24 protein-coding genes and 2 tRNA genes are annotated in these 24014 nt (G+C 33.0%); 14 read left to right on the top strand and 12 right to left on the bottom strand.

The genetic code is table 11. The features are described 5' to 3' along the window. Positions 1 to 55: 55 nt before the first annotated feature. Positions 56 to 1078 carry a DUF6630 family protein gene (locus ABD859_RS20225; protein ID WP_345146473.1) on the top strand — a complete coding sequence of 341 codons (1023 nt, stop codon included), beginning with the start codon at positions 56 to 58 and terminating at the stop codon, positions 1076 to 1078. A 95-nt stretch (positions 1079 to 1173) separates the two neighbouring features. On the opposite strand, the gene ABD859_RS20230 is transcribed toward ABD859_RS20225, so the two are convergent. The 3 genes from ABD859_RS20230 to ABD859_RS20240 all read right to left on the bottom strand — a co-directional run bounded on the left by ABD859_RS20230 (position 1174) and on the right by ABD859_RS20240 (position 4740). Further along, positions 1174 to 2133: a quinone oxidoreductase family protein gene (locus tag ABD859_RS20230; RefSeq protein ID WP_345146474.1), complete on the bottom strand. Its 960-nt coding sequence runs from the start codon at positions 2131 to 2133 to the stop codon at positions 1174 to 1176. A 127-nt stretch (positions 2134 to 2260) separates the two neighbouring features. Then, a complete protein-coding gene (locus ABD859_RS20235) occupies positions 2261 to 3127 on the bottom strand; it encodes a HEAT repeat domain-containing protein (protein ID WP_345146475.1) in 867 nt (288 codons plus the stop codon). A gap of 200 nt (positions 3128 to 3327) precedes the next feature. After that, positions 3328 to 4740: an aminopeptidase P N-terminal domain-containing protein gene (locus ABD859_RS20240; protein WP_345146476.1), complete on the bottom strand. Its 1413-nt coding sequence runs from the start codon at positions 4738 to 4740 to the stop codon at positions 3328 to 3330. Between the two features lie 231 nt (positions 4741 to 4971). Between ABD859_RS20240 and ABD859_RS20245 the strand changes: the two genes are divergently transcribed. Next, positions 4972 to 5406 carry an META domain-containing protein gene (locus ABD859_RS20245; protein ID WP_345146477.1) on the top strand — a complete coding sequence of 145 codons (435 nt, stop codon included), beginning with the start codon at positions 4972 to 4974 and terminating at the stop codon, positions 5404 to 5406. A gap of 54 nt (positions 5407 to 5460) precedes the next feature. Here the strand turns inward: ABD859_RS20245 and ABD859_RS20250 are convergent, their stop codons facing one another. The 5 genes from ABD859_RS20250 to msrB form a co-directional block, all read right to left on the bottom strand. Next, positions 5461 to 6693: an RNA polymerase sigma factor gene (locus ABD859_RS20250; RefSeq protein WP_345146478.1), complete on the bottom strand. Its 1233-nt coding sequence runs from the start codon at positions 6691 to 6693 to the stop codon at positions 5461 to 5463. Positions 6694 to 6755: 62 nt separating this feature from the next. Further along, a complete protein-coding gene (locus ABD859_RS20255) occupies positions 6756 to 7091 on the bottom strand; it encodes a YciI family protein (RefSeq protein WP_125722392.1) in 336 nt (111 codons plus the stop codon). Positions 7092 to 7172: 81 nt separating this feature from the next. Continuing rightward, on the bottom strand, positions 7173 to 7625 hold the full coding sequence (locus ABD859_RS20260; RefSeq protein ID WP_345146480.1) for a carboxymuconolactone decarboxylase family protein: 453 nt from the start codon (positions 7623 to 7625) through the stop codon (positions 7173 to 7175). Between the two features lie 180 nt (positions 7626 to 7805). Further along, positions 7806 to 8411, bottom strand: coding sequence for a peptide-methionine (S)-S-oxide reductase MsrA (msrA, locus tag ABD859_RS20265; RefSeq protein ID WP_345146482.1), 606 nt, complete (start codon positions 8409 to 8411; stop codon positions 7806 to 7808). 168 nt (positions 8412 to 8579) lie between these two features. Beyond that, a complete protein-coding gene (gene msrB / locus ABD859_RS20270; protein WP_345146484.1) occupies positions 8580 to 9134 on the bottom strand; it encodes a peptide-methionine (R)-S-oxide reductase MsrB in 555 nt (184 codons plus the stop codon). Between the two features lie 285 nt (positions 9135 to 9419). On the opposite strand from msrB, the gene idi reads away from it, so the two are divergent. From idi to ABD859_RS20305, 7 genes are all read left to right on the top strand, one after another. After that, positions 9420 to 9947 carry an isopentenyl-diphosphate Delta-isomerase gene (gene idi, locus ABD859_RS20275; RefSeq protein ID WP_129749010.1) on the top strand — a complete coding sequence of 176 codons (528 nt, stop codon included), beginning with the start codon at positions 9420 to 9422 and terminating at the stop codon, positions 9945 to 9947. Between the two features lie 20 nt (positions 9948 to 9967). Then, a complete protein-coding gene (locus ABD859_RS20280; RefSeq protein WP_345146485.1) occupies positions 9968 to 10378 on the top strand; it encodes a 6-carboxytetrahydropterin synthase in 411 nt (136 codons plus the stop codon). Positions 10379 to 10381: 3 nt separating this feature from the next. Next, a complete protein-coding gene (locus ABD859_RS20285) occupies positions 10382 to 10840 on the top strand; it encodes a peroxiredoxin (protein WP_345146486.1) in 459 nt (152 codons plus the stop codon). A 63-nt stretch (positions 10841 to 10903) separates the two neighbouring features. Then, on the top strand, positions 10904 to 11872 hold the full coding sequence (locus ABD859_RS20290; RefSeq protein WP_345146487.1) for a type I phosphomannose isomerase catalytic subunit: 969 nt from the start codon (positions 10904 to 10906) through the stop codon (positions 11870 to 11872). Between the two features lie 57 nt (positions 11873 to 11929). Further along, positions 11930 to 12196: a hypothetical protein gene (locus tag ABD859_RS20295; protein ID WP_345146488.1), complete on the top strand. Its 267-nt coding sequence runs from the start codon at positions 11930 to 11932 to the stop codon at positions 12194 to 12196. Positions 12197 to 12272: 76 nt separating this feature from the next. Further along, positions 12273 to 12346, top strand: a tRNA-Thr gene (locus ABD859_RS20300). Positions 12347 to 12451: 105 nt separating this feature from the next. After that, positions 12452 to 12525, top strand: a tRNA-Thr gene (locus ABD859_RS20305). A gap of 374 nt (positions 12526 to 12899) precedes the next feature. On the opposite strand, the gene ABD859_RS20310 is transcribed toward ABD859_RS20305, so the two are convergent. The 3 genes from ABD859_RS20310 to htpG form a co-directional block, all read right to left on the bottom strand. After that, on the bottom strand, positions 12900 to 13637 hold the full coding sequence (locus ABD859_RS20310; protein WP_345146489.1) for a DUF4369 domain-containing protein: 738 nt from the start codon (positions 13635 to 13637) through the stop codon (positions 12900 to 12902). 135 nt (positions 13638 to 13772) lie between these two features. After that, on the bottom strand, positions 13773 to 14594 hold the full coding sequence (locus ABD859_RS20315; protein ID WP_345146490.1) for a hypothetical protein: 822 nt from the start codon (positions 14592 to 14594) through the stop codon (positions 13773 to 13775). A 246-nt stretch (positions 14595 to 14840) separates the two neighbouring features. Next, a complete protein-coding gene (gene htpG / locus ABD859_RS20320) occupies positions 14841 to 16724 on the bottom strand; it encodes a molecular chaperone HtpG (protein WP_345146491.1) in 1884 nt (627 codons plus the stop codon). Between the two features lie 202 nt (positions 16725 to 16926). Here htpG and ABD859_RS20325 point away from each other — a divergent pair, with 202 nt between their 5' ends. The 5 genes from ABD859_RS20325 to ABD859_RS20345 all read left to right on the top strand — a co-directional run bounded on the left by ABD859_RS20325 (position 16927) and on the right by ABD859_RS20345 (position 21281). Next, positions 16927 to 17424: a lipocalin family protein gene (locus tag ABD859_RS20325; protein WP_345146492.1), complete on the top strand. Its 498-nt coding sequence runs from the start codon at positions 16927 to 16929 to the stop codon at positions 17422 to 17424. 20 nt (positions 17425 to 17444) lie between these two features. Next, positions 17445 to 18140 (top strand): YiaD family glycine zipper/OmpA-like lipoprotein, encoded by a 696-nt coding sequence (locus ABD859_RS20330; RefSeq protein ID WP_345146493.1) that lies wholly within the window; start codon positions 17445 to 17447, stop codon positions 18138 to 18140. A 106-nt stretch (positions 18141 to 18246) separates the two neighbouring features. Further along, positions 18247 to 19197, top strand: coding sequence for an ABC transporter ATP-binding protein (locus ABD859_RS20335; protein ID WP_345146494.1), 951 nt, complete (start codon positions 18247 to 18249; stop codon positions 19195 to 19197). A gap of 286 nt (positions 19198 to 19483) precedes the next feature. Continuing rightward, the gene (locus ABD859_RS20340) at positions 19484 to 20491 is read left to right on the top strand and encodes a 3-oxoacyl-ACP synthase III family protein (protein WP_343695529.1); all 1008 of its coding nucleotides are present in this window, start codon (positions 19484 to 19486) and stop codon (positions 20489 to 20491) included. Positions 20492 to 20609: 118 nt separating this feature from the next. Continuing rightward, positions 20610 to 21281 carry a copper homeostasis protein CutC gene (locus tag ABD859_RS20345; protein ID WP_345146495.1) on the top strand — a complete coding sequence of 224 codons (672 nt, stop codon included), beginning with the start codon at positions 20610 to 20612 and terminating at the stop codon, positions 21279 to 21281. Positions 21282 to 21385: 104 nt separating this feature from the next. Here ABD859_RS20345 and ABD859_RS20350 read toward each other — a convergent pair whose 3' ends face one another. Further along, positions 21386 to 23806, bottom strand: coding sequence for a TonB-dependent receptor (locus tag ABD859_RS20350; protein WP_345146496.1), 2421 nt, complete (start codon positions 23804 to 23806; stop codon positions 21386 to 21388). Positions 23807 to 24014 lie beyond the last annotated feature (208 nt).

Consider the following 24014-nt stretch of genomic DNA (forward strand, 5'->3'; position numbering starts at 1 on the left):
TTTGTAATTAAAATATTACATAATTTTGCTTCCTGAAAAAAATATAGACAAAAATATGGGATATTATTCTATAATTTCACTTTCTATTTTGCAGTTGGTTTATGATAAACTGGCAGACGAAAAATCTGCAATCGAAATTACCGAAGAAAATGCGCCTGATGGAATTTCTCTAAATTTATACAAATTTTCGGATTCGTTTTTAGATTCTCAAAATGACAGCAGCCAAAAGGCAGATAATATTCGAAATGAAATTTATAAAAAACTGAATATTGATGAAAAGACAGATCGACTTGAATATCCTTTTATTCATATTCAATATTATCAAAAACCTGATGGATATCTAAAAGAATATTATTCAAAAATGAATAGTAATAAATCCAGCGTCTACAATTTTTTCATATTCTTTTGCAAAGCCAAGAATAATATTGAAATCAATGATTTTAGAATATTACAGGATTTTAGATATGATTTTGTTTATATGCAAGATCTTCTGGATTCAACATATTTAGATTTAAATGAGCCTGAAAACTCAAAATTAGAAATCCTGTCATTTGTTTTAGAAAAGATATGCAGCTTTTTGCAAATTACAATTCCAGAAAATATACAGCGCCCAACTGATCTTTTTCAACAAAAAAGTGAAGATGAATTGTTGCAGAATTTTGAAGAATTATTAAAATTAACTACCAGAGGAAATATTGAGATTAACGAACTAAAAAGACAATCTAAAATACTTTTTGATTATAAAACTGAACAATCATTGTATGTGTACGATGATAATTTCGATTTTTTGCTTGAGAATGAAAATTATTGGCACAGTGACTGGAAATTTGATCCCGAAGATGCAGAGTATTTTATATCTGAAATGATTGGTGAGGATTTAAATTTTGAATATCCCGAAGAAACCTACAGCCAAGATTTGTTTCCGTATATACAAACGGCTTTAGAAAAACGCGGTTTAGAATTAATGAGTTATGTTACAAAAGGAGATGATTATTTGTTTTTTCTGGCCAATAAAGAAGATGTTGGCAGAATTTTAGAATTATCAAAATTGACAAAAATTGAAATTGATAAATTGTAGTTTATATTATAAATCGCTGCGAATTCACGAATTTAATTAAAGACTTTACATATAGATTTTAAAAATAAAACCTGAGAATTCGCATCGAAAAACATTTACGGAATCAAAATAATTTTTCCGGTGCTTTTCCTGCTTTCCAAGAAATCATGCGCTAGTTTTCCTTCTGATAATTTGAATGATGTTGGTTCAGAAAGCTTGATTTTTCCTTCTGTAATCCAGCTGAATAATTGAGTTGCTCTTTTAATTCTTTCTTCTTTAGAATTTAAATAACTCCATAAATCGCCTCCAGTTAAGGTTTTAGAACCGTCCATTAACATTCTTGGATCTACAGGTTCAGGATCTCCGCCAGCCATTCCGAAGAAAACAACTTGGCCGCATTCTTTAGTTACTTCAAAACTTTCTTTTAAAGTGCTTCCAATACTGTCGTAAACGGCGTCAACGCCATTTGAAACGACTTCAAAAACTTGCGATTTCCAATCGTCATTATAAAGAAAAACATGATCTGCACCCTGTTCAAATCCAATTTTTGCTTTTTCAGGCGATGAGGTTAAACCAATAACTTTCGCGCCCAAAAGTTTACTGATTTGAATTAATATCTGCCCAACTCCGCCAGCAACAGCGTGTACTAAAACAGTTTCTCCTTTGGCTGTTTTATGGCTGTCTGTTGCAAGGTAATGGGCTGTTAAACCTTGTAGCAAAACAGAAGCTGCAGTTTCAAAAGAAATACTTTCAGATAATGGAATAATGTGGTTTACATTTACGGCAACCAGTTCTGCATTGGCAAACGGTGCATCGGCAAAAGCCACACGATCACCAATTTTATATTCAGAATGATTATTGGCATCTACAACAATTCCTGCACCTTCGTAACCGGCAATAAATGGCGGATTTCCTTTTAAGTGATAATTTCCTTTTCTTCTGTAAACATCGGCAAAATTCAATCCAATGGCTTTCATTTCGACTAAAATCTCGTCGTTTTTTAATTCTGGATTAGGGATATCTATATATTCTAAAACATCGGAATTTCCAAAAGTGGAAAATGTAAGTGCTTTCATTTTTAATTTGTATTAAGAATACAAAGTACGTGAAATTAGAATTAATCAAGTTGTCTCTATTATGAGTTTAATTGTAAAAATTGGTTTGAGTTCTGCACTTCGTAAATTTTGTTGATTTAAAATCTTACTAATTTTGTGTTTTTATATTTTCTAAAGCAATTTCTGCCATTTTACAAATTGGGAATTGAGTTTTACAAGATAGGCTGCTTTCAAGCCAGTCTGTTATTGGACCTCTTGCTGGCTGTGAGTTATCATTTAGCAATTGCTCTAAGTATGGAATAGATTTTATGTTTTTTATATTGCCTAAAAGTCTGGCTGCCTCATAACGGAAGAAAGCATCAGGATGTTCTATGTTTTTATGTAAAAAATCTAATGCTGAGTTTTCGTCTATTTTGTAAAGATGTTCTGCAAATTGAATAAAGATATTTTCTTGTTCTGCTGTATGTAATTGAAATGAGTTTTCTAATAAATATTTTGTATTGAATTCATAATCAGTTTTGTCTTTAACTGACATAAGCCATACATTATTCTGATCCCAATATTTTTCTGATTCAAATTGATAATAATTGTCAGTTGAATAGAGTATTTTTTCAGAACTCAATACACCATTTTCGTACCATTCTTTAAATGTTTTGTTACTTTTAGTGTATTCAAACAAAAGTATTTCGTCTCTATTTTTAACTGTTGCTGATTCAATTTCGCCTTTACTAAATGTCTTGGTAACTTTTTTAGATAAACGCTCTATCCAGCTAAAATGTGTTCCGGAAGGTTTTCCATTTTCATAAAAGCTTTCCCTAAGGATTTTATTTTCGATTTTACTAAAATAGAAGGCTCTTCCGTGACGTATTCCTTCTAAAAAAGTTTCTTCATCATAGAAAAGTTCCTCATCTTCAAAAACTATTCCCGTAAATTTTTTTCCTTGATACAAGCATCCTGAGAAACTATATTCATCTTCCCAATCTATGTCGTCAATATTTACTTTACTATCTTCCATAGTAAGATTATGTAGTTTGATTATTTAAAAAGTAGTAAAATTACTATATTTTTTTAAATTGAACGATTCGTTAGATGTTAATTCATCTAAAAGAATATCCAAATAAAAGAAACAAAAAACCTCGTCAAATTTCTTAGACGAGGTTTTGAAAGTTTTTTTGACTGGTATAAATCCTTCTGTTTATTATTGAGAAAAAAAAATTATATTTTAGGGAATTTCATCTCATTAAAAGTGCTTTTTTGCTTCGCTAAAGCTTCAATATCCTGCCATTTTCTGGGAGAATCTATAGATAAGTTTTCGTATGAATCTTTAAGCATTAAAATATCATCTTCGATACGAACGCCAATATTCCACCATTTTTTGTCGCATTTGCTGTTTGGCGGAATATAAATTCCAGGTTCAACCGTAAGAATCATGTTTTCTTTTATAAGAGTCTGAGGTCCGTTAAAAATTCCTTTGTCGTGAACATCTAAACCAAGAAAGTGTGAACATCCGTGGGGATAGTACAATTTTACATCTTTAGGATCTGTAATAATACCTAATTTAATTAAGCCTTTTGCGATGACATCTTTAGCGGTTTCGTTTAGCGCAACAAGAGGAGTTCCTTCTTTACATATTTTAAAAACAGCTTCCTGCGCATCATAAACGATTTGGTAAATTGCTTTTTGTTCCTCGCTAAATTTTCCGTTTGCCGGAATTGTTCTGGTTACGTCTGCAGAATAACCGTGATACTCTGAGCCAACATCCATTAACAATAATTGATTGTCAATTTTTGTAGCATTGTTTTCCCAATAATGCAGAATACATCCGTTTGCTCCTGCACCCACAATTGGAGCGTAGCCTTCGCCTTCCGCGCCATAATGTTTGTGAATGTAGGCATGAATTCCGTCAGCCTCGTTTTCGCTCATGTCTGGCCCCACTGCTTTCATAACTTCATTGTGTGCAATGCAGGAAAGTTTTACTGTTTTGCGCATCAAAACAAGTTCTTCGGGAGTTTTTATTTCGCGAAGAGAACTAGTAATTTTGTCAAATAAACCAGTCGAAGTTTCATCGGCTTGAGTAATTCCGGCTTTAGATTTAAATGATTTAAACAATGAATATAAGTTGTCAGGACTGTTGTTTTCTGCAACGTCTGTTGGGATTCTGTCATAAATAACTTTATCAAATTTTGAAAAATCAATGGCAAATGCATTAAAATCTTTGCCGTTGTAAACGTTTGAAAAACCAAGTTTCGATTTTGCGCCTTCAATTCCTAAACGTCTTCCTGTCCACATTTCACGAGTTGCATTTTTTTCTCTAACAAAAAGAACCTCATTGTATTTTTCGGGTCCTTGTGCTTCTTTAAAAATTAATAATACAGCATCTGGTTCTTTGTATCCAGATAAGTAATACATGTCCGGATTTGCATGATAGGTATAATCTATGTCTCTGGAAAAAACTCTTTCCGGATAAGAAAAAACAACCGCTACGGAGTTGGCAGGCATTAAAGCTCTAAAAGCTTCACGGCGTCCTTGGTGAAATTCTTTTGTGAGGTAATCTGTTGGAAGGTTTTCCTGCGAATGAATTTGGAAAATACTTGCTAAAAAGGCAAATACTAATAAAAGCTGCTTCATTTTTTTTGGTTTTTTTGTTGATGATTTTGATTTTTGATTTGATGCAAATTACGAAAAAAACAGAATCATTTTTTTAAATTTAATCTTTTGGTTAATAATGTTTTAGATTAAATAGCGTAAATTAGTTATCAAAAAAGCGCAGTATTTCTTTATGAAAACTTACAACTGGGCATGAATATTGAGAAAAGGATTTTTAAAACAAATTATATTAATCTTTAAAAAGTACGATTTATGAAAAAATATACAATAGCAGTCGTTTCAGTTTTGGTCTTATTAATTACTTCTTGTAAAACAGCAAAGGATACAAGCAGTGCTGGAAATTTATTTGATACAACTTGGGAACTAGAATATATTTCGGGACCTAGAATTGCTTTTGAAGGATTATACCCGAATAAAAAACCGCAGATTACTTTTGATCAAAAGGAAAAGAAAGTGTACGGCAACAACGGATGCAACGGTTACAGCGCACCTTATACTTTAAACGGAAAAACGTTAACATTTGGTGAGCCGGGACCATCAACAATGATGTTTTGTGAAGGCGGGGGAGAACAGCAGTTTTTAAAACAAATGGAAAAAATTACAAGCTATTCTATTGATAAAGACGGAAAACTTAATTTGATTCAGGGCGATGTGCCAATGATGAGATTTAAAAAAATCGCTAAATAATAGTTTTTAAAATAAGATAATAAAAAGGCAGTTGATTATTTCATCTGCCTTTTTTTATTGAAGTTGTTTGATATTTCTATTGATTATATTTTTGTCTGAAACTGTCTTGGCCAGATTTAGTGCAGTTTCAAAATGCTGTAACGCTTTTTTAGCATCAATTTTAGAATACAGATTTCCCAGTAAAGAATAATAAAAATGGTTATCAGTAAGATTTAATTTTTCGGCTTCGCGAATCGCTTCATGACTGCCTTTTACTTTCGATAAGGCATATGTTCTGTTTAAAGCCACAATTGGCGAATATTCCAGAATAATAAGATTGTTATATAATTCGAGAATGTTTTGCCATTTTTCTGACGTGTCATTTTTGTAGGTGTGCCAGTAAGCAATTCCAGCTTCAAGATGGTATTTTGAAAGTGTATTTCCGGTTGATGATTTGCTTAAAAAATAAGTTCCTTTGTCTATTAATTCCTGATTCCAAAGTGCTTCGTTTTGGTCTTCGTACAAAATGATTTCTCCGTTTGATCCTGTTCGTGCTTCAAAACGTGAAGAGTGAAAACACATTAATGCCATTAAAGCATTTGTTTCGGGCAGGTTTGTGTTTTTGTTTTGAATTAATAAATAGGTAAGCCTCATAGCTTCGGTACAAAGGTCTTTTCGTAAAGTCGTGTTTTGCGAAATAGAGTAGTAGCCTTCGGAATAAAGCAGATAAATGGTTTTTAGAACAGTTTGGATTCTCTCTTTTATTTCAGAAGAATTTGGGTTCTGAATTTTTATGTTTTCTTCCTTAAGCTTTTCTTTGGCTCGGTTAATTCTTTTATAGATGACTTCTTTGTTAGATAAAAAAGCATCTGCAATTTCATTTATTCCAAAACCGCACAATAAATTCAGCGCGAGTGCAATTTGAGCTTCTTCAGAATTACTTGGATTGCAAACCGTAAAAATCATCGCCAGCTGACTGTCGGCAATATTTTGATCCGATAAATCAATGTCGATTTCCGGATTATTTAATGGTGTGTTGTGTTTAATTTCGCCTGCTATTTTGGTTTCAAAAACGGTATTTCTTTTCAGGTAGTTTTTAGTTTTATTTTTGGCAACTGCGTAGAGCCAGGCGGTTGGATTTTCGGGAGTTCCTTTTATTGCCCAGGTTTCAGATGCCGATAGAAAAGTATCACTTACAATATCCTCGGCAATTTCGATATACTGAATGCCAAATAAGCGGCAGAGTACCGAAACTATTTTTTGGTATTCTGTTCTGAATAAATTGGGTAAAAGTTCTTTGTGCTCCATATTTAAGAGAAAAATGCCTTAGTAAAGATACGAAGGCATTTTTGTATAAGTTAGTTTGAAATCTAAACAGCCATTCTAATTTCGACATTGCCGCCAAAATTTAAAACCGGACATCCCTGCGCGATTTCGGCAGCTTCGTCATAATCTTTGGCTTTAATAATGATTAAACCGCCGATAGATTCTTTAATCTCAACAAAAGGTCCGTTTGTGACTCCTTTAGAGTTCACCAGTTTTCCCTGACCGTCCCAGCGTTGTAAAGGTCTTGCCAGCTTATCCTGCGCAGCAAGACTTCCAAACCAGTTTTGCCATTGCTGCAAGTGCTGCTGCAATTCTTCTGGAGAAGGCTGTTCTTCTTTTGTTATAAAATCTCTTCTGAAAATCAATAAAAACTCATTCATCTTTTTATGTTTTTATAATTGAATAATTTGCTTTGAGTTGTATAAAGTTAATTGTTTTTATAAAATAAAATCAATTACGATTTATCCAAATTGTCCCACTCTGTAAGTTCCCGGCGTATTGGCAAAAGCAATATTAAGACGATTCCATGCATTGATTGCGGCAACAGCAAGTGTAAGATCTATTAATTCCTGCTCTGTAAATTCAGCTTTTGCAATTTCATAAATTTCGTCTGGAACATCGCATGCATTTACTGCTTCTGTATAAGCAAGAGCAACTCTTTCTCTTTGCGTAAAATATGGAGTTTCTCTCCATGCGCTTAATCCAAATAAACGCTGTGTGGTTTCGCCGTTGGCAATTGCTTCTTTAGAATGCATGTCTAAACAATAGGCGCAGTTGTTAATTTGTGAGATTCTAAAATCTACCAATTCCATTAAAGATTTTTCGATTGTTGCTTTTTTCAAATAACCGCTGATTCCAAATAATGTGCTGACTGCTTTTTGACCTTGTTCGAATAAATTAATTCTAGCTTCCATGATGTATAATTTTAAATGTTTATACCCTAATAACAATCGAACTTTTAGAATTGGACAAAAAATGGAAAAAAAAGTGAATTATTTTTTCAATAAAAGTAAAAACCCTGTGTTTATAAAGGTTTGTAGAATAAAAAAACCGTCCATTTTTGATGGACGGTTTAAAATTATGCTTTATAATCTTTATTTCTTTTTTAGTTTGTCTTTAAAAACCTTCTCGAATTTTTCAAGTTTCGGCTGAATTACCATTTTACAATACGGCTGATTTTTATTGTTGGCGTAATAATTTTGATGATAATCTTCGGCCTTATAAAAAACTTTAAACGGTTCTACCTTTGTCACAATTGGGTTATTGTAAACTTTAGCTTTATTTAGTTCGGCAATAATGTTTTGAGCCGCTTTTTTCTGTTCTTCATTTTTATAAAAAATTACAGAACGATATTGTGTTCCAACATCTGCACCTTGTCGGTTTAAAGTTGTTGGATCGTGAACGGTAAAAAAGACTTTGAAAATCTCGTTAATATCAGTTACAGTTTTGTCGTAGGTGATTTGAACGACTTCAGCATGACCGGTAGTTCCTGTGCAAACTTCTTCATAAGTAGGATTAGCAACATTTCCTCCGGAAAATCCCGAAACTACAGATTTTACTCCGTCCAGATTTTCGTACACGGCTTCAACGCACCAATAACAGCCTCCGCCAAGTGTAATGGTTTCAAGATTTGCTTTTTTATTTTGAGAAATGCCATTTAGCGAAAGCGCAAAAAGACATATTAAAAGTATATTTTTCATAATGAGTTTTTTGTTTTAAACACATAGAAACATAGTTTTTCTAATCTTATATAATGGCATTTCACTTAAATAAATTCACATAGTTTACTATGTGTGAGAAACTAGTTTCTTTTCCTAATTTCTTTTGTGAAGCGTAAAAATCTATGTTTCTATGTGTTTTTAAATATTTTACTTAGAATCAGGAATAAAATCAAGAGCAATCGAGTTCATACAGTAACGTTTTCCGGTTGGTTCAGGACCATCGTCAAATATGTGGCCTAAATGTCCGCCGCAACGACCGCAAAGGGTTTCTATACGTTCCATTCCAATCGAATTATCTTCCTTAAAAACAATACTTTTTTTGTTTTCCTGTTCAAAGAAACTCGGCCATCCGCAGCTGCTCGAAAATTTAGCTGTAGATCTAAAAAGCAAATTACCACAAGAAGCACAGTAATACGTTCCTTTTTCATCAGTGTTCCAGTATTTTCCGGTAAAAGGTCTTTCAGTGTCGGCTTCACGCATTACTGCGTAAACATCTGCGGGTAAAACCTTTTTCCATTCGGCATTACTTACATTTAATTTTGTGGTATCGGTATTAGAATAATAAGGATTTCCGGGTTTTGTTATTTTATTTTCCATAGTTATCGTTTTTGAAGGCTGCTTTTTTGTGTTTTGTCCGCATGCCTGCAGAATAAAAAGCGGAATTATAAAACAAAGGCTGAAAATTAGATTTTTAGATTTCATAAATTCTTGGGTGCTATAAGTCTGGATTTCAAAGATACGTCGAGATTTAGCTTCAAATTACAGACGATGTTATTATTGAGATTTTTTTAAGTGTGTTTTAACTTTTTATTAGTTACGTAAAATAGGGCTATATAGTTTTTATGTCTTAATTTTAACAGCTTTTAATTTTTAGTGTAAATTATAGCTTTGTAAATCAGTAAAATAGAAATTTAGTTTTGAGCTTAGTTTTTGACAAACTTAATTAGCATTTTTAAGCCATTTCTTTTTTCGTATTTTTGTTTCCTTATGACAGAAGAAAACGTAATACTAGTTAATCAAAACGATGAACAAATTGGCTTAATGCCAAAATTAGAAGCACATGAAAAAGCGCTTTTGCACCGTGCCTTTTCGGTTTTTATTTTAAATAGTAAAAACGAAATTATGTTGCAGCAGCGTGCTCATCATAAATACCATTCTCCTTTGCTTTGGACAAACACTTGCTGCAGTCATCAGCGTGAAGGCGAAAGTAACATCGAGGCAGGAAGCCGCCGATTGTTTGAGGAAATGGGGTTTAAAGCCGAATTGAAAGAGTTGTTTCATTTTATTTATAAAGCACCTTTTGATAATGGTTTAACAGAACATGAACTGGACCATGTTATGATTGGTTATTATAATGAAGAACCAAACATAAATCCAGACGAAGTAGAAGACTGGAAATGGATGAGTATTGAAGATGTAAAAGCAGATATTGAAAAACAGCCCGAAATTTATACCGTATGGTTTAAGATAATTTTTGATGAATTTGATCATTATCTCGAAGACCATAAATTATAACCAAACCAGCCAAGACCTAAATGAGAGTAACCATATCTAGAAAAGCACACTTTAATGCTGCGCATCGACTGCATAGGAAAGATTGGTCATTAGAAAAAAACAATGCCGTTTTTGGAAAATGCAACAATCCCAATTTTCATGGTCATAATTATGGTTTAACAGTAAGTGTTACAGGAAAAATTGACCCGGAAACTGGTTTTGTTTTAGATGTGAAAGTATTAGCGGATATTATACTCGAAGAAGTAGAAATTCCGTTTGATCACAAAAACCTGAATCTGGATGTTCCGGAATTTCAGGATTTGAATCCAACTGCAGAAAATATTGCCGTTGTGATATGGAATAAAATTAGAAAAAGAATTGAGCCCGATTTTGATTTAGAAGTCGTGCTTTATGAAACAGACCGCAATTTTGTAACTTATAAAGGAGAATAATAAATGTCATTGAAAATAGGAGATATAGTTCCGAATTTTACTGCCAAAGATAGTCACGGAGAAGTTTTTGAAAGCCAAAGCGTTTTAGGACGAAAGCCTTTAGTGATTTATTTTTACCCTAAAGATAATACGCCCGGCTGTACTACAGAAGCCTGCAGTTTTAGGGATCAATATGAAGATTTTAAAGATTTAGGAGCTGAGGTTATTGGTATAAGTGCCGATAGTGTAAAATCGCACCATAAATTTGCCAATAAACACCAGCTGCCTTTTATTTTACTTTCTGATGAAGACAAACGATTAAGACACCTGTTTGGTGTAAAAAATAATTTGTTTGGCCTTATACCGGGAAGAGTAACTTTTATTATTGACAGAAACGGAGTGGTTATTTATATTTTTGACAGCATGAATGCTGCAAAGCACATTCCGAAGGCTCTCGATATAATAAAAGAATTAGTATTGTAGATTTAAAAAATAGTATTAGATCGTTGTTTAATTAATATAGATATTAGCCCTTAAAATTAGAACATGAAACCAAATTTGTACCCTTTGCAATTTGAACCAATCCTGAAAGAAAGAATCTGGGGAGGTGAGAAATTAAAAACATTATTAAACAAGCCGATCACTTCAAAGATTACCGGTGAAAGCTGGGAATTGTCTACAGTGCCAGGTGATATAAGCACTGTTGTCAATGGAGATTTAAAAGGAAAATCATTAATGGATCTTATTAATGATATCCCAAATGAAATTCTTGGAACCAGAGTTTACGAGCGTTTTGGAAAACAATTTCCGTTGCTTTTTAAGTATTTAGACGCACGTGAAGATCTTTCTATCCAAGTACATCCAAACGATAAACTGGCAAAAGAACGTCATAACTCATTTGGAAAGACCGAAATGTGGTACGTTATGCAGGCCGATACAGATTCTAGAATTATTGTTGGTTTTAAAGAAGATTCAAGCAAAGAAGAATACTTAAAACATTTAAATGATAATACTTTAGTTTCTATTTTAGATGATGTAAAAGCTAAAGCAGGAGATGTTTTCTTTTTAGAAACCGGAACAGTTCACGCGATTGGAGCAGGATTAGTGGTTGCCGAAATTCAGCAGACTTCTGATATTACTTATCGTTTGTACGATTTTGATCGTGTAGATGCGCAGGGAAATAAAAGAGAATTACACGTAGATTTAGCATTGGATGCTATTAACTACAATAAAGTTGATACGCAGAAAAAATATACATCAGAAGTTAATACATCTAATACTGTTGTAGATTGTCCTTATTTTACAACCAATTTTGTGCCGCTAGACGGAAAAGCTTCAATCTCTAAATCTGGAGAAACTTTTACAGTGTATATGTGTATTGAAGGAAGTTTTGAAATCGAATATGACGGATTTAAGCACACTTACATAAAAGGTGATACTGTTTTAGTTCCGGCTGCTATAAATGCATTTAATTTGAACGGAAAAGCTTCAATTTTAGAAATTTACATTTCTTAACACTTATTCGAAAGATAATACGTATTTTTGCACACGCAAATTAAAATTATAATAAAAATGGCAAACGTTAAAAATTTAAAGAAAGACATCAATTTCGTATTAGGAGATATTATTGAGGCAGTTTACTTGTTTGAGATGTCTACAACAGGAAATCCTACTCCAGAAACGAATGCTTTAATCGATGAAGCTATCGCTGCATTTGATTCTTTGATTACAAAAGTGAACGCTAAGAACGTTGAAAATAAAAAAGCACATTTTAAACAAATCAATGTAGAATTAGAACAAACTGCTAATCAATTGATTGAAAAAATCAACGCACTATAATCAAAAAAAAGTGTAAAAAAGTGCAAATTTATTTTGGAGAATTCAAAATCCGCTTTATATTTGCACCCGTAATGAGGCCGATGTAGCTCAGCTGGCTAGAGCAGCTGATTTGTAATCAGCAGGTCGTGGGTTCGAGTCCCTCTATCGGCTCAACAAAAACCACTCACATCTGTGAGTGGTTTTTCACTTAAAAATGAAGACAGGTTTGTTTTGAAAATGAAAAAAAACATCACAAATCTCAAAAGAAAATATAACGCCGATGTAGCTCAGCTGGCTAGAGCAGCTGATTTGTAATCAGCAGGTCGTGGGTTCGAGTCCCTCTATCGGCTCAAAAAACCATCACATTTTGTGGTGGTTTTTTTATGCCCAAAAATCACGAATTTTTAAAATTCTAAATCTCTGCATTTCGTATTGTTTGTCATTTCGACTGAAAGGAGAAATCACACTAGTTTGTCGACACAGATTGGCGATATTCTTTGTAGAATTCTTGGTGTGATTTCTCCTTTCAGTCGAAATGACAAAAATATGTCAACTGTCAAGTTATCGGCTTGCGTATTTAATTGGCTAAATAACGCGTTTGTAAAGCCAAAACTAACTTTGTGCACTTGGTGTTTTTTATAACGTTATCTGTGTTTAAAACGGCTTTAAATATTTTTGTAAAGACATAAAAAAAAACGCCCTGAACTTTCAGGGCGTTTTTGTTTTATTCTGCAGCTGCGGGAGCTTTTTGTTCTTCTTTTTTAATATCGGCTACATATTTTGTAAGCTTCTTTCCGTAAAGTGATTGTGCAACTTTTGGAGTCATTGATTTTTGAATAGTATCAAGAAACTTAAGGTTAATGTCGTAGATCTCTGCTAAAGCAATATAAGGCGCTACTTCGTGATCTTTATTGTTTATAGCAAAGTTTGTAGCGTATAAATATTTTCTTTTAATATTTGACTGCTGTTTTGCATCAAGGCTGTCAAGTGCTTTTTGATCTTGTCTTTTTAAAGCTTTAAATTTTAACTCAACCATAGAAAGGTTTTCATCTCTAAAACGGTTGTTGATTTTTTGATATTCTTCATATAATTCCTGATTTTTAGATCCGGTGATTTTTGCTCCGGCAATAAAATTATCAAGGTTAGTTTCGATAGTCATATTTCCAGGCTCTGCAAAGAATAAAATATTATTGTCTAAAGAGTTTGTTACACCTCGGTCTAAGAATAAATAAAGCATTTCCGGAGATTCTACTTTAATATCTCTTTCAACAGCTGCATTTCCATCGATTTTAACGCTGTCAACAGCGACAAGTGATGTGTCTTTAATTCTTTGAATGTATAAAGTTCCGGTTTTTAAACCTTTTACATTTATTGTAAGGTGTAAATTATCTGGAGATTCATTTTTGTTGCTGCAAGATGCAAGTAATGCTAGAGTAACAAAGGCAATAATTGATTTTTTCATTAGTTTATTGGATTTTGGTGCAAAATAAAGAAAATAGTTTGAATGTAAATATGCTGCTGTTTAATTTTTGTAAAAAATAAAAATCCCAATCTATTTCTAAATTGGGATTTGTATATTTTTTTTAAAATGAATGAGTTACAGTTGTGAATTGTAAATTGCACCACTTTCGTGAGTATAAGTGTATTTGTTGTCACAATCGTTGTTTCCGTAATCGACAACGCCATTTAAAGCTCCGCCTTCAATTTTTAATTTTCCTTTTGAAATGTATTCGCAAGAATATTTTTTTATCAATGTTTCCTGTACCGTAATTGTTAATGATCCTCCTTTTTCTGAAGTAACTGTATGATTTCCTTCCGGCGTTTCATAAATGTTGTCTTCTAATACATAAGGAGTATCTACTCCGGCAGTTTGTCTAACAGTAATTGTGCCTGAATTTGAAAAGACACGGTTCAATACGTCTGTTAGCTTTCCATTTGTTACTTTTCTTGTCCATTGCGGTACGGTTGCTACTGTTGTTGTGTTTGTGTATTCTATAGTTCCTTCCAGTTTATGTGTATTTAAATAATAGTCTATTCTTTCAATTGTCATTTTGCTTCCGGTTGCGATAATGGAGCCTGTAAGAGTAATTTTAAGCTTTCCTTTTCTTGTAATTTTATTTACAGTACAGCCAGTTCCGTAATCAACAGTATATACTTTTGGATAATCGGTTCCGTTTGGAGTTGTAACAGTAATAGAAGCGCAGTTTTCAACAGGAGTTTCAGATGTTTTTCCTGTAGGGTTACTGTTTGTTATTGTTAATGCATTTTTGACATCCGTTTCATTGAGTGCATCAATTACTACAGAGGCGCTGATGTTAGTAGTGTCAACTTTATTTACCACATCATCATTGTTTGAGCATGAAGTGTACAGAAGTGCAGAAGCACAAAGTGCTGAAATTAAAATAAAGGTTTTTTTCATGTTGGTTTTTGTTTAAGATTAGATTAAAGGCATTCAAATGTAATGAAAAACTAATCTGGAAACAAGAATTTCGCAATTTTGAATTTAAGATTGCAGGTCTTAAATATTTAATAATCAATGCGAAATATTAGGTGGTTTTTATAAGTTTATTCGAAATATGGAGAATTCCTTCTTCAAAAAACAAGACAAAAAAAATCCTGCAAAAACTAATTTGCAGGATTTAAGAAATTATTCTATTTGAAAAAATTACTTAATCATTTCAAAACTTCTTTTTACAAAAGCAGTCAAAGCTTCACCTTTTAATAGGTTTTGAGACAATTTAGCTAAATCTAAAGCTTGTTTTACCAAGTGCTCTTGGTGAGTTTTGTCTTCTGTATTTAAAATGCTCGATGCTAAATCAGAGTTTGTGTTTACAACCAAGTTGTACATTTCCGGCATATTACCCATTCCGAACATTCCGCCTCCGCCAGTCTGGCTCATTTCTTTCATTCTACGCATAAATTCTGGCTGCGTAATAATAAATGGAGCTGCCTGAGAATCCATAGCTTCTAGCTGAACGCTGTAAGCTTTTGGAATGTAAGCTTCTAATGAAGTTTTAAGAGTTGCTTTTTCTTCATCAGATAATTTAGAAATAGTATTTTCTTCTTTTTTGATTAAATTATCAATGTGATCAGAATCTACACGAACAAAAGTTACATCTTTATTATCGTTTTCAATTTTTTGAATTAAGTGCGAAATAATCGGAGAATCTAAAAGTAATACTTCGTAGCCTTTTGCTTTTGCAGTTTCAATATAAGAATGCTGTTCTTCTTTGTTTCCTGCATAAAGAACCACAAGTTTACCGTCTTTGTCAGTTTGGTTTTCTTTTAGTTTCTCTTTTAGTTCTTCTAAAGTAAAATAAGTATTGTCTACAGTTGGATATAAAACAAACGCACCAGCTTTTTCGTAGAATTTATCTTCAGAAAGCATTCCGTACTCTAAAACGATTTTAATATCGTTCCATTTCGCTTCAAAATCAGCACGGTTTTCGTTAAATAAAGCTTTTAATTTATCAGCTACTTTACGAGTAATGTAGTTTGAAATTTTCTTAACAGCTCCGTCTGCCTGTAAACCAGAACGAGAAACGTTTAACGGAATATCCGGAGAATCAATTACACCTTTTAACATTGTCAAAAATTCAGGTACAATTCCTTCTACGTTATCTGTAACGTAAACCTGGTTTTGGTACAATTGAATTTTATCTTTCTGGATCTGCATATCTGTACCTAATTTAGGGAAATACAAAATACCAGTTAAGTTAAACGGATAATCTACATTTAGGTGAATGTTGAATAAAGGCTCTTCAAACTGCATTGGATACAATTCTCTGTAGAAGTTTTTGTAATCTTCATCAGAAAGCTCAGAAGGCTGTTTTGTCCAGGCCGGATTTGGATTATTGATAATGTTGTCAACTTCGATAGTTTCGTTGATGTAATCTTCCGGAGCATCTTCTGGTTTAGGAAGTGTTTCAGTTCTGGTTCCAAATTTAATTGGAATAGGCATGAACTTATTATACTTGTTTAATAAACCGCTGATTTTAGAATCTTCTAAAAATTCTAAAGAATCTTCGGCAACATGCAGAATGATTTCTGTACCACGTGAAGTTTTGTCAGCCGGCTCTATAGTAAATTCAGGGCTTCCGTCGCAAGTCCAGTGTGCAGCTGGCTCATCTTTGTATGATTTTGTAATGATTTCTACTTTTTCTGCAACCATAAATGCAGAATAAAAACCAAGACCAAAATGTCCGATAATTCCAGAATCTTTAGCAGAATCTTTGTATTTATCTAAGAATTCTTCTGCTCCTGAAAAAGCTACCTGATTAATGTATTTTTCTACTTCATCAGCTGTCATACCTAAACCTTGGTCGATAATGTGGATTTTTTTACCTTCTTTATCAACTTTAATCTCAATAATAGGATTTCCGTATTCAACTTTAGCTTCGCCAATGCTGATAAGGTGTTTTAGCTTTAAAGTAGCGTCCGTTCCGTTTGAAACCAGCTCACGCAAAAAGATTTCGTGGTCGCTGTATAAGAACTTTTTGATTAAGGGAAAGATGTTTTCTACCGAAACATTAATTTTACCTGTTGTCATATTTTTTATTTTTTGATTTAACTTGATGATTTTCATTTAGTCAAATAAAATACCAATTTTATTGAGGTGACAAATTGTCGCAAATGTTAATTTTGAAAGAAAATAAATAGATTCTAAAACGCAAAATCTCTCAATGAATCGTATATTTGTGGTACAATAATTGTTAAAAAGGCAAAATAATAATCTAAAAAAATTGTATAAAATGAAGAAGAGTATTTTAATCTGCATGATTGCCGCAATGTTCTTTGCGTGTAAATCTGCTTCGTCAACAGCTTCAACAGACACAACGCTTTCTAAAAAATTAGACAGACCTACTCAGGTGGCGTTAAAAGGAAATTGGGTACTTACAAACGTAACTTATCCTGGTTCTGACTATATCAAAGTAAATTCTTTTGATTTAGCTGATTCTAAATGTTTTATTGGAAGTACATGGAGTTTTATTTCTAATAACAATAAAGGAACAATGGCTTTAACATCGCCAAGTTGTACAGGATTTTCTTCGCCAATTGTATGGAGTATCAATAATCAGGGTATGTTTATCTTGAAAATTCTTGATGCCGGAGAAAAAGCTAAAAAAGTAAGAGATGGTTATTTGCTTAAAGTTGCTGGTGTAACAGAAAGTTCATTCCAGTTAATTGATAACATTAATGTTGGCGGACAAGTAAAAGACGTTGTTTACCAATTTCAAAGAGCTAATTAATATTATAAAATAAAAGAAAGATGAAAAAGATAACAGTTTTAGGTTTAAGCAGTTTACTAGTATTAGTTAGTTTTTTTGCGAGCTGTGATTCAGTAAAAAATGCAAATAACACACAAAAAGGTGCCGGAATTGGTGCGGTTGCTGGTGGTGTTATTGGTGCCGTTTTAGGAAATAATTTAGGAAAAGGCGGAAACGCTGCTTTAGGAGCTGCAATTGGTGCTGCAGTTGGTGGTGGAACTGGTGCACTTATTGGAAACAAAATGGATAAACAAGCCCGTGAAATCGATCAGGCTTTACCAGGTGCTTCTGTAGAAAGAGTAGGTGAGGGAATTCACTTAACGTTAAATGAAAACGCTGTTCGTTTTGATACTAATAAATCAACTCTTACTCCTCAGGCAAAAGCAAACTTAGATAAATTAGTTCCTGTATTTAATGAATACGGAGATACTGATATTCAGATATTTGGTTACACAGATAATACAGGTAAACCAGAATACAATTTAACTCTTTCTGGACAAAGAGCAGCTTCTGTACAATCTTATTTGGTTTCTAAAGGATTAAAATCAAGCCGTTTTAAAACTTCTGGTTTAGGTATTGTTGATCCAATTGCAACAAATGATACTCCGGAAGGAAGAGCTCAAAACCGTCGTGTAGAATTTTCTATTACAGCAAATGACAAGATGGTTAATGATGCAAAAGCTGAAGCAGGAAAATAATTTCTGAATAAAATATAATATTAAAAAAGCTGTTTCATAATTGAAGCAGCTTTTTTTTGACTTTCGAAATTAAACATCGTAAATTTGACCTCTCTAATTACAAGACATGCTTGATATTCAAAATATATCTTTTTCGTATACTGATAAACCAGTTATAAATAATGTTTCTTTTACGATCAATAAAGGCGAAAATATTGCCATTATTGGGGAAAGCGGCTGTGGAAAAAGTACGCTTTTAAAGCTTATGTACGGTTTGTTCGATTTAGATGAAGGAAAAATATTTTATAACGAAAAACCTATTCTGGGGCCAAAATACAATTTGATTCCCGGAATGCCTTATATGAAATATCTGGCACAGGATTTCGATTTGTCTCCATATGAGACTGTTGCTGAAAATGTTGGAAAGTTTCTTTCGAACGGTTTTGCCAATATGAAAAAACTTCGTGTTCAGGAATTACTGGAAATGGTCGAAATGGATCAGTTCTCGAATGTTAAAGCTAAATTTTTGAGCGGCGGACAGCAGCAGAGAGTTGCATTAGTAAGAGTTTTAGCTCTGGAGCCGGAAGTAATTTTGCTTGATGAACCTTTCAGCCAGATCGATGCTTTTCGTAAAAATGCATTGCGCAGGAATTTATTCAAATACTTAAAGCAAAAAGGGATTACGTGTATCATTGCGACACACGACAGTACTGATGCTTTGTCTTTTGCAGATGAAACGATTGTAATGCGTCATGGTGAAATTGTTGTAAAAGGAGATCCTTCTAAAATTTACGAAGATCCGCAAACTAAATATGTAGCCTCTTTGTTTGGAGAAGTCAACGAAGTAGCAACACATTTACTGCTTCCTTATGAAGACGAAACACATAAAACGTTAGTATATCCGCATCAGTTTAAAATGGTAACAGAATCTAATCTTCCGGTAAAAATTAGAAGAACCTATTTTAGAGGAAGTCATTATTTAATTGAAACGGTTTATAAAAGACAGTTAATATTTTTTGAAAGTGAAATTGATTTACCGCTGGAACAGGAAATATTTTTAGGTTTAACTTATTTGTAGATAAATCTTAGAATTTTTGGTCAGCTAAAAAATATATTTAGTATTAAAATTCAAACCCGACAAGTTTTAAAACCTGTCGGGTTTATTTTTGCTTAGTTTCTTGTTTTTCATTTTTTTTCAGAGATTTACATCGAAAATTGTTTTTTCGGAAAGTAAATGTTTTTAAACACTCTGATAATTAAAGTATATTAAATTGCTAATAACGAAAAAAATAGTAATTTGTACTCTAATGTTTTAAACTATACTTAAATTTGCATTCTAAATTTTTAACAAATAACAATACGATATGTATCATTCAAAAATAGCAGGCTTAGGATATTATGTTCCTTCAAATGTTGTAACAAACGATGATTTGTCTAAGATAATGGATACCAATGACGAATGGATTCAGGAAAGAACCGGAATTCAGGAAAGAAGACACATCATTCGCGGAGAAGACACTACGACTTCAATGGGAGTAAAAGCTGCTAAAATTGCAATAGAGCGTTCTGGCGTTGCCAAAGAAGATATTGATTTTGTAGTTTTTGCTACATTAAGCCCAGATTATTATTTTCCAGGACCTGGCGTTTTAGTACAGCGTGATTTAGGTTTAAAAACAGTTGGAGCATTAGATGTTAGAAACCAATGTTCTGGTTTTGTTTATGCTATTTCTGTTGCCGATCAATATATTAAAACCGGAATGTATAAAAACATTTTGGTAATTGGTTCTGAGGTTCATTCAACTGGTTTGGATATGACGACTCGTGGACGCGGTGTTTCGGTAATTTTTGGAGATGGAGCGGGAGCGGCAGTTTTAAGCCGTGAAGAAGATTTAACAAAAGGAATTCTTTCTACACATTTACATTCTGAAGGGCAACATGCAGAAGAGTTAGCTTTGCAGGCACCGGGAATGGGAGCACGCTGGGTAACTGATATTATTGCAGATAATGATCCTAACGACGAAAGTTATTATCCTTACATGAACGGGCAGTTTGTATTTAAAAATGCTGTAGTTCGTTTTGCAGAAGTAATTAATGAAGGTTTAGAAGCAAACGGACTTCAGGTTTCTGATATCGATATGTTGATTCCGCATCAGGCAAACTTGAGAATTTCTCAGTTCATTCAAAATAAATTTAAATTGACAGACGATCAGGTTCACAATAATATCCAGAAATACGGAAACACAACGGCAGCTTCTATTCCAATTGCTTTAACAGAAGCTTGGGAAGAAGGTAAAATCAAATCTGGAGATACAGTTGTTTTAGCTGCTTTTGGAAGTGGATTCACTTGGGCAAGCGCAATCATTAAATGGTAAATTAATTCATCTTGCATTATATATAAACCTGCTTCGTTTTGGAGCAGGTTTTTTTATACTTTTGCTTGTATTATTGCGGGTCACGAAGTAATCGCAATTTGAATAAATGCAATATGCAATGAAAAAAAATCAATTAGAAATAGCCTGTTTTAATTATGAATCAGCTCTGATCGCTCAGGAAAATGGTGCAGACAGAATTGAATTATGCGAAAATATGAAGCTGGGAGGAACTACGCCCAATTCTATTTTGGTGGTAAAAGTCCGCGAAAGTATCAATATTAAAATGCATGTAATCATTAGGCCTCGAGGTGGTGATTTTGTTTATTCTGATGAAGAGCTTACCGAAATGAAACAAGATATTAAGCAATACAAAAAACTGGGTGTTGACGGTTTTGTTTTTGGTGTTTTAAAAGAAAACGGAAAGGTAAATAAAAAGCAAAATAAAGAATTAGTGCATTTGGCACATCCGCTTTCCTGTACTTTTCATCGTGCTTTTGATGTTGTAAAAGATGTAGAAAAATCACTTGAAGATGTAATTGAATGCGGTTTTAAAACAATCTTAACTTCCGGGCAGGGAATAAACGTAGAAGAAGGAATTACGGTTTTGGAGAAAATTCAGAAATTGGCAGGTGATAGAATTGAAATAATGCCCGGCGGTGGATTACGTTCTTCCAATATAAAATTATTGCAGGAAAAATTAGACTTGACTTTTTATCATTCGTCAGCCATTACAAACGGATCAGAAATTGCAAATCCCGAAGAAATAAAAGAACTGCGAAATTTTCTTTAGAAAATGATATAAAAAATAGAAAGCCTGGAGTTGGCATACTCCAGGCTTTTTTTCTACAAGAAACTTATTCAAAAATATTAAAATAGATCTAATAAAAGCGGTGATTAGAACATACCGCCTCCGCCTTTATTAGTGTTATCATCTCTTTGTTTACGCTGTAAATTTTTGATTTTTGCACCTCCAAAGTTGTACGTTAATCCTAAATAAACAGTCTGGCTTTCCCATTTAAATTGTCCTGCCTGCGGATAAGGGTATAAACTGTCAAAAGCATATTTCATAGTGTTGAAAACGTCATTAAAACGCACACTGATATTCATTTTGTTGTCTAACAAAGTATATCTTGAACCAATATCCATTTTGTACATTTCGTGGCTGTTATTCTGAAGTCCGTCAACTGCACCTCTGTAAAATCCGAAAGCTAAAAAGCTTAAACGTTTGTTTACTTTAAAGTTAGAATTCATACGTCCGTTAAATGCTGCAACCGTAATTTTTCTTTGTAAAGGATCACTTGTTTTAGTATCTGGATTGTATACAAATACAATTCCTTCCTGATTTATGCTCGAGAAATCAATAGATGGCGAAATGTCCCACCATTTTGTAATTTTATAATTAAAAGAAGCTTCAAAACCATAAGCCGTGTTATGATCGTAGTTTGTAAAAGACATAATTTGTTTTTTACCAGTTGGATCTGCATCATCCGGATATAAAATTCGGCTGATTTGATCGTTAATGCTTCTTACGAAAACACCTGCAGTAAAACTTCCTTTTTCAAGAGTTTTAGTGTAATTTACTTCAACAGAATTTGTAAACTGAGGTCTTAACTCAGGATTTCCTAATGAAGTTACTAACGGCGTAGCAAATTCACGAATAGGTTTTGTCTGCTCTAAACTTGGTCGGTCAACACGACGGCTATAGCTTAACTGCAACGTGTTTTTCTCATTTAAGTTATATGTTAAATAAGCAGATGGATATAAAGTAATATAGTCATCATCAAATTTAGTTTGACCATGATTTAAGTTTGCTGCCACTTTGTAACTTTCAAAACGAGCACCTAACTGATAACTGAATTTTTTAAACTTTTGTCCGAAAGTTACATAAGCAGAATAAATATCAGTATCGTAAGTATAATTAGAAGAACGATCTTCAATAGGTAATAATGTGTTTCCTGTAGTATAATCGTTATTTGTTCTTGTAATTCTTGCTTCAGCTCCGGCTTCAAGCGTTGTTTTTTCGTTTAGAGGATTAACATAATCTACGTTTACGGTACTTAATTTTCTAGTACCTTTTATGTAATCTTCATAAACAGAATCCGAAAATGTGTTATCAAGATTTGTCGTTTTAGTATCGAAGGCCGCATTTTGAATTTCTTTGTTATCGCTGTAATTAGCTTCAAAGTCTAAAGTGTGTCCTTCTTTTTTAAAGATATGTTTGTAGGCTAAATTATAAGTCCCAACCTGATCTGGTCCCCAATATCTTGATTTCTGAAATATGTTCGAAATATCAGAATCTGTTACATTATTATAATCAATATCAGTATCTACAAAACCTTTTCCGGTAGACTTATTCTGATTGGTATAAAAAGATAACGTATTATGATCGTTGATTAAATAATCCATTCCAATTTTATAGATGTATGAATCATTATCATTTAATACATCAATATTTTGAACGATATCTTCATCAAATCTTTGGATAAAACCATCATTTTGGTACTTTCCAAAGTTTTGCCCCACATTTCCAAAGAAATTTACTTTTCCGGTTTTGTAGTTTAAATCTAAAGACTGGTTGTATTTAGCCGTTTTTCCAAAAGTAATTCCGCCGCTGTAACTTCCGTTAAAGCCAGTATTGGCATTTTTATGCAAAATAATGTTGATAATTCCAGACATTCCCTCTGGATTGTATTTTGCACTTGGATTGGTAATAAGCTCGATCTTTTTGATAGAAGTCGATGGAATTTGTTTCAATAACTGAGCAGGGTCAATGTTCGATGGACGCCCGTCAATTAATACACGAACATTATCGTTTCCGCGAAGCGAAAGTTTTCCGTCCTGGTCAACATTCACAGAAGGAATATTGTTCATGATATCTGATGCCGAAGCTCCCGCGGTTGTTAAGTCTTTTCCAACGTTAACCACTTTTCGGTCAATTTTTTGTTCAATTGTCGAACGTTCTGCAACAATGTTCACACCTTTTAACTGCGTTGCTTCTTCTTCTAGAGAAACATTTATTATTGCTGATTTTTTGTTTTCACCTAAAACTACAGATCCAACATATTTTCTAAATCCAATATATTGAACTTCGATGGTATAACTTTTTAAGGCAATATTTTTAAATGAAAAATCGCCATTGTCGTCTGTATTTACTCCGGCAACCACTTTTCCGTTTTCTTTAAGAGAAACTGTGGCATACGAAATAGGCATGCTGTTAGATTTTTCAATAATTTTTCCAGTGACTGATCCTGAATTCTGACTCTGGACTGTTGCGATTATCCCCAATAATGCAAACAGGAAGAACTTTAATTTCATAGCTTGTTATTTTGATTTTTTGATTGATTGATGATGAGGTTGTTTTTATTTTTTTTCTTTTTTGATTTTGGCTCCAAATAAAATTTGAAGTCCCTATTAAGACTCCTATGTTATAGTTATGTTACAATAAAAAGTAAAAAAAGTTTTCGTTTTTTTGTGATGCCTTGTTTTATAAGGAATTACCATTTTGATTTTTTAATAATTTTAA

It is taken from the genome of Flavobacterium ginsengiterrae (assembly GCF_039539785.1).
Lineage (GTDB): Bacteria > Bacteroidota > Bacteroidia > Flavobacteriales > Flavobacteriaceae > Flavobacterium > Flavobacterium ginsengiterrae.

Excerpts from the sequence above, each read along its gene's own strand:
- ABD859_RS20225 (WP_345146473.1), top strand. The coding sequence starts at position 56 with ATGGGATATTATTCTATAATTTCACTTTCTATTTTGCAGTTGGTTTAT.
- ABD859_RS20230 (WP_345146474.1), bottom strand. The coding sequence starts at position 2,133 with ATGAAAGCACTTACATTTTCCACTTTTGGAAATTCCGATGTTTTAGAA.
- ABD859_RS20235 (WP_345146475.1), bottom strand. The coding sequence starts at position 3,127 with ATGGAAGATAGTAAAGTAAATATTGACGACATAGATTGGGAAGATGAA.
- ABD859_RS20240 (WP_345146476.1), bottom strand. The coding sequence starts at position 4,740 with ATGAAGCAGCTTTTATTAGTATTTGCCTTTTTAGCAAGTATTTTCCAA.
- ABD859_RS20245 (WP_345146477.1), top strand. The coding sequence starts at position 4,972 with ATGAAAAAATATACAATAGCAGTCGTTTCAGTTTTGGTCTTATTAATT.
- ABD859_RS20250 (WP_345146478.1), bottom strand. The coding sequence starts at position 6,693 with ATGGAGCACAAAGAACTTTTACCCAATTTATTCAGAACAGAATACCAA.
- ABD859_RS20255 (WP_125722392.1), bottom strand. The coding sequence starts at position 7,091 with ATGAATGAGTTTTTATTGATTTTCAGAAGAGATTTTATAACAAAAGAA.
- ABD859_RS20260 (WP_345146480.1), bottom strand. The coding sequence starts at position 7,625 with ATGGAAGCTAGAATTAATTTATTCGAACAAGGTCAAAAAGCAGTCAGC.
- msrA (WP_345146482.1), bottom strand. The coding sequence starts at position 8,411 with ATGAAAAATATACTTTTAATATGTCTTTTTGCGCTTTCGCTAAATGGC.
- msrB (WP_345146484.1), bottom strand. The coding sequence starts at position 9,134 with ATGAAATCTAAAAATCTAATTTTCAGCCTTTGTTTTATAATTCCGCTT.
- idi (WP_129749010.1), top strand. The coding sequence starts at position 9,420 with ATGACAGAAGAAAACGTAATACTAGTTAATCAAAACGATGAACAAATT.
- ABD859_RS20280 (WP_345146485.1), top strand. The coding sequence starts at position 9,968 with ATGAGAGTAACCATATCTAGAAAAGCACACTTTAATGCTGCGCATCGA.
- ABD859_RS20285 (WP_345146486.1), top strand. The coding sequence starts at position 10,382 with ATGTCATTGAAAATAGGAGATATAGTTCCGAATTTTACTGCCAAAGAT.
- ABD859_RS20290 (WP_345146487.1), top strand. The coding sequence starts at position 10,904 with ATGAAACCAAATTTGTACCCTTTGCAATTTGAACCAATCCTGAAAGAA.
- ABD859_RS20295 (WP_345146488.1), top strand. The coding sequence starts at position 11,930 with ATGGCAAACGTTAAAAATTTAAAGAAAGACATCAATTTCGTATTAGGA.
- ABD859_RS20310 (WP_345146489.1), bottom strand. The coding sequence starts at position 13,637 with ATGAAAAAATCAATTATTGCCTTTGTTACTCTAGCATTACTTGCATCT.
- ABD859_RS20315 (WP_345146490.1), bottom strand. The coding sequence starts at position 14,594 with ATGAAAAAAACCTTTATTTTAATTTCAGCACTTTGTGCTTCTGCACTT.
- htpG (WP_345146491.1), bottom strand. The coding sequence starts at position 16,724 with ATGACAACAGGTAAAATTAATGTTTCGGTAGAAAACATCTTTCCCTTA.
- ABD859_RS20325 (WP_345146492.1), top strand. The coding sequence starts at position 16,927 with ATGAAGAAGAGTATTTTAATCTGCATGATTGCCGCAATGTTCTTTGCG.
- ABD859_RS20330 (WP_345146493.1), top strand. The coding sequence starts at position 17,445 with ATGAAAAAGATAACAGTTTTAGGTTTAAGCAGTTTACTAGTATTAGTT.
- ABD859_RS20335 (WP_345146494.1), top strand. The coding sequence starts at position 18,247 with ATGCTTGATATTCAAAATATATCTTTTTCGTATACTGATAAACCAGTT.
- ABD859_RS20340 (WP_343695529.1), top strand. The coding sequence starts at position 19,484 with ATGTATCATTCAAAAATAGCAGGCTTAGGATATTATGTTCCTTCAAAT.
- ABD859_RS20345 (WP_345146495.1), top strand. The coding sequence starts at position 20,610 with ATGAAAAAAAATCAATTAGAAATAGCCTGTTTTAATTATGAATCAGCT.
- ABD859_RS20350 (WP_345146496.1), bottom strand. The coding sequence starts at position 23,806 with ATGAAATTAAAGTTCTTCCTGTTTGCATTATTGGGGATAATCGCAACA.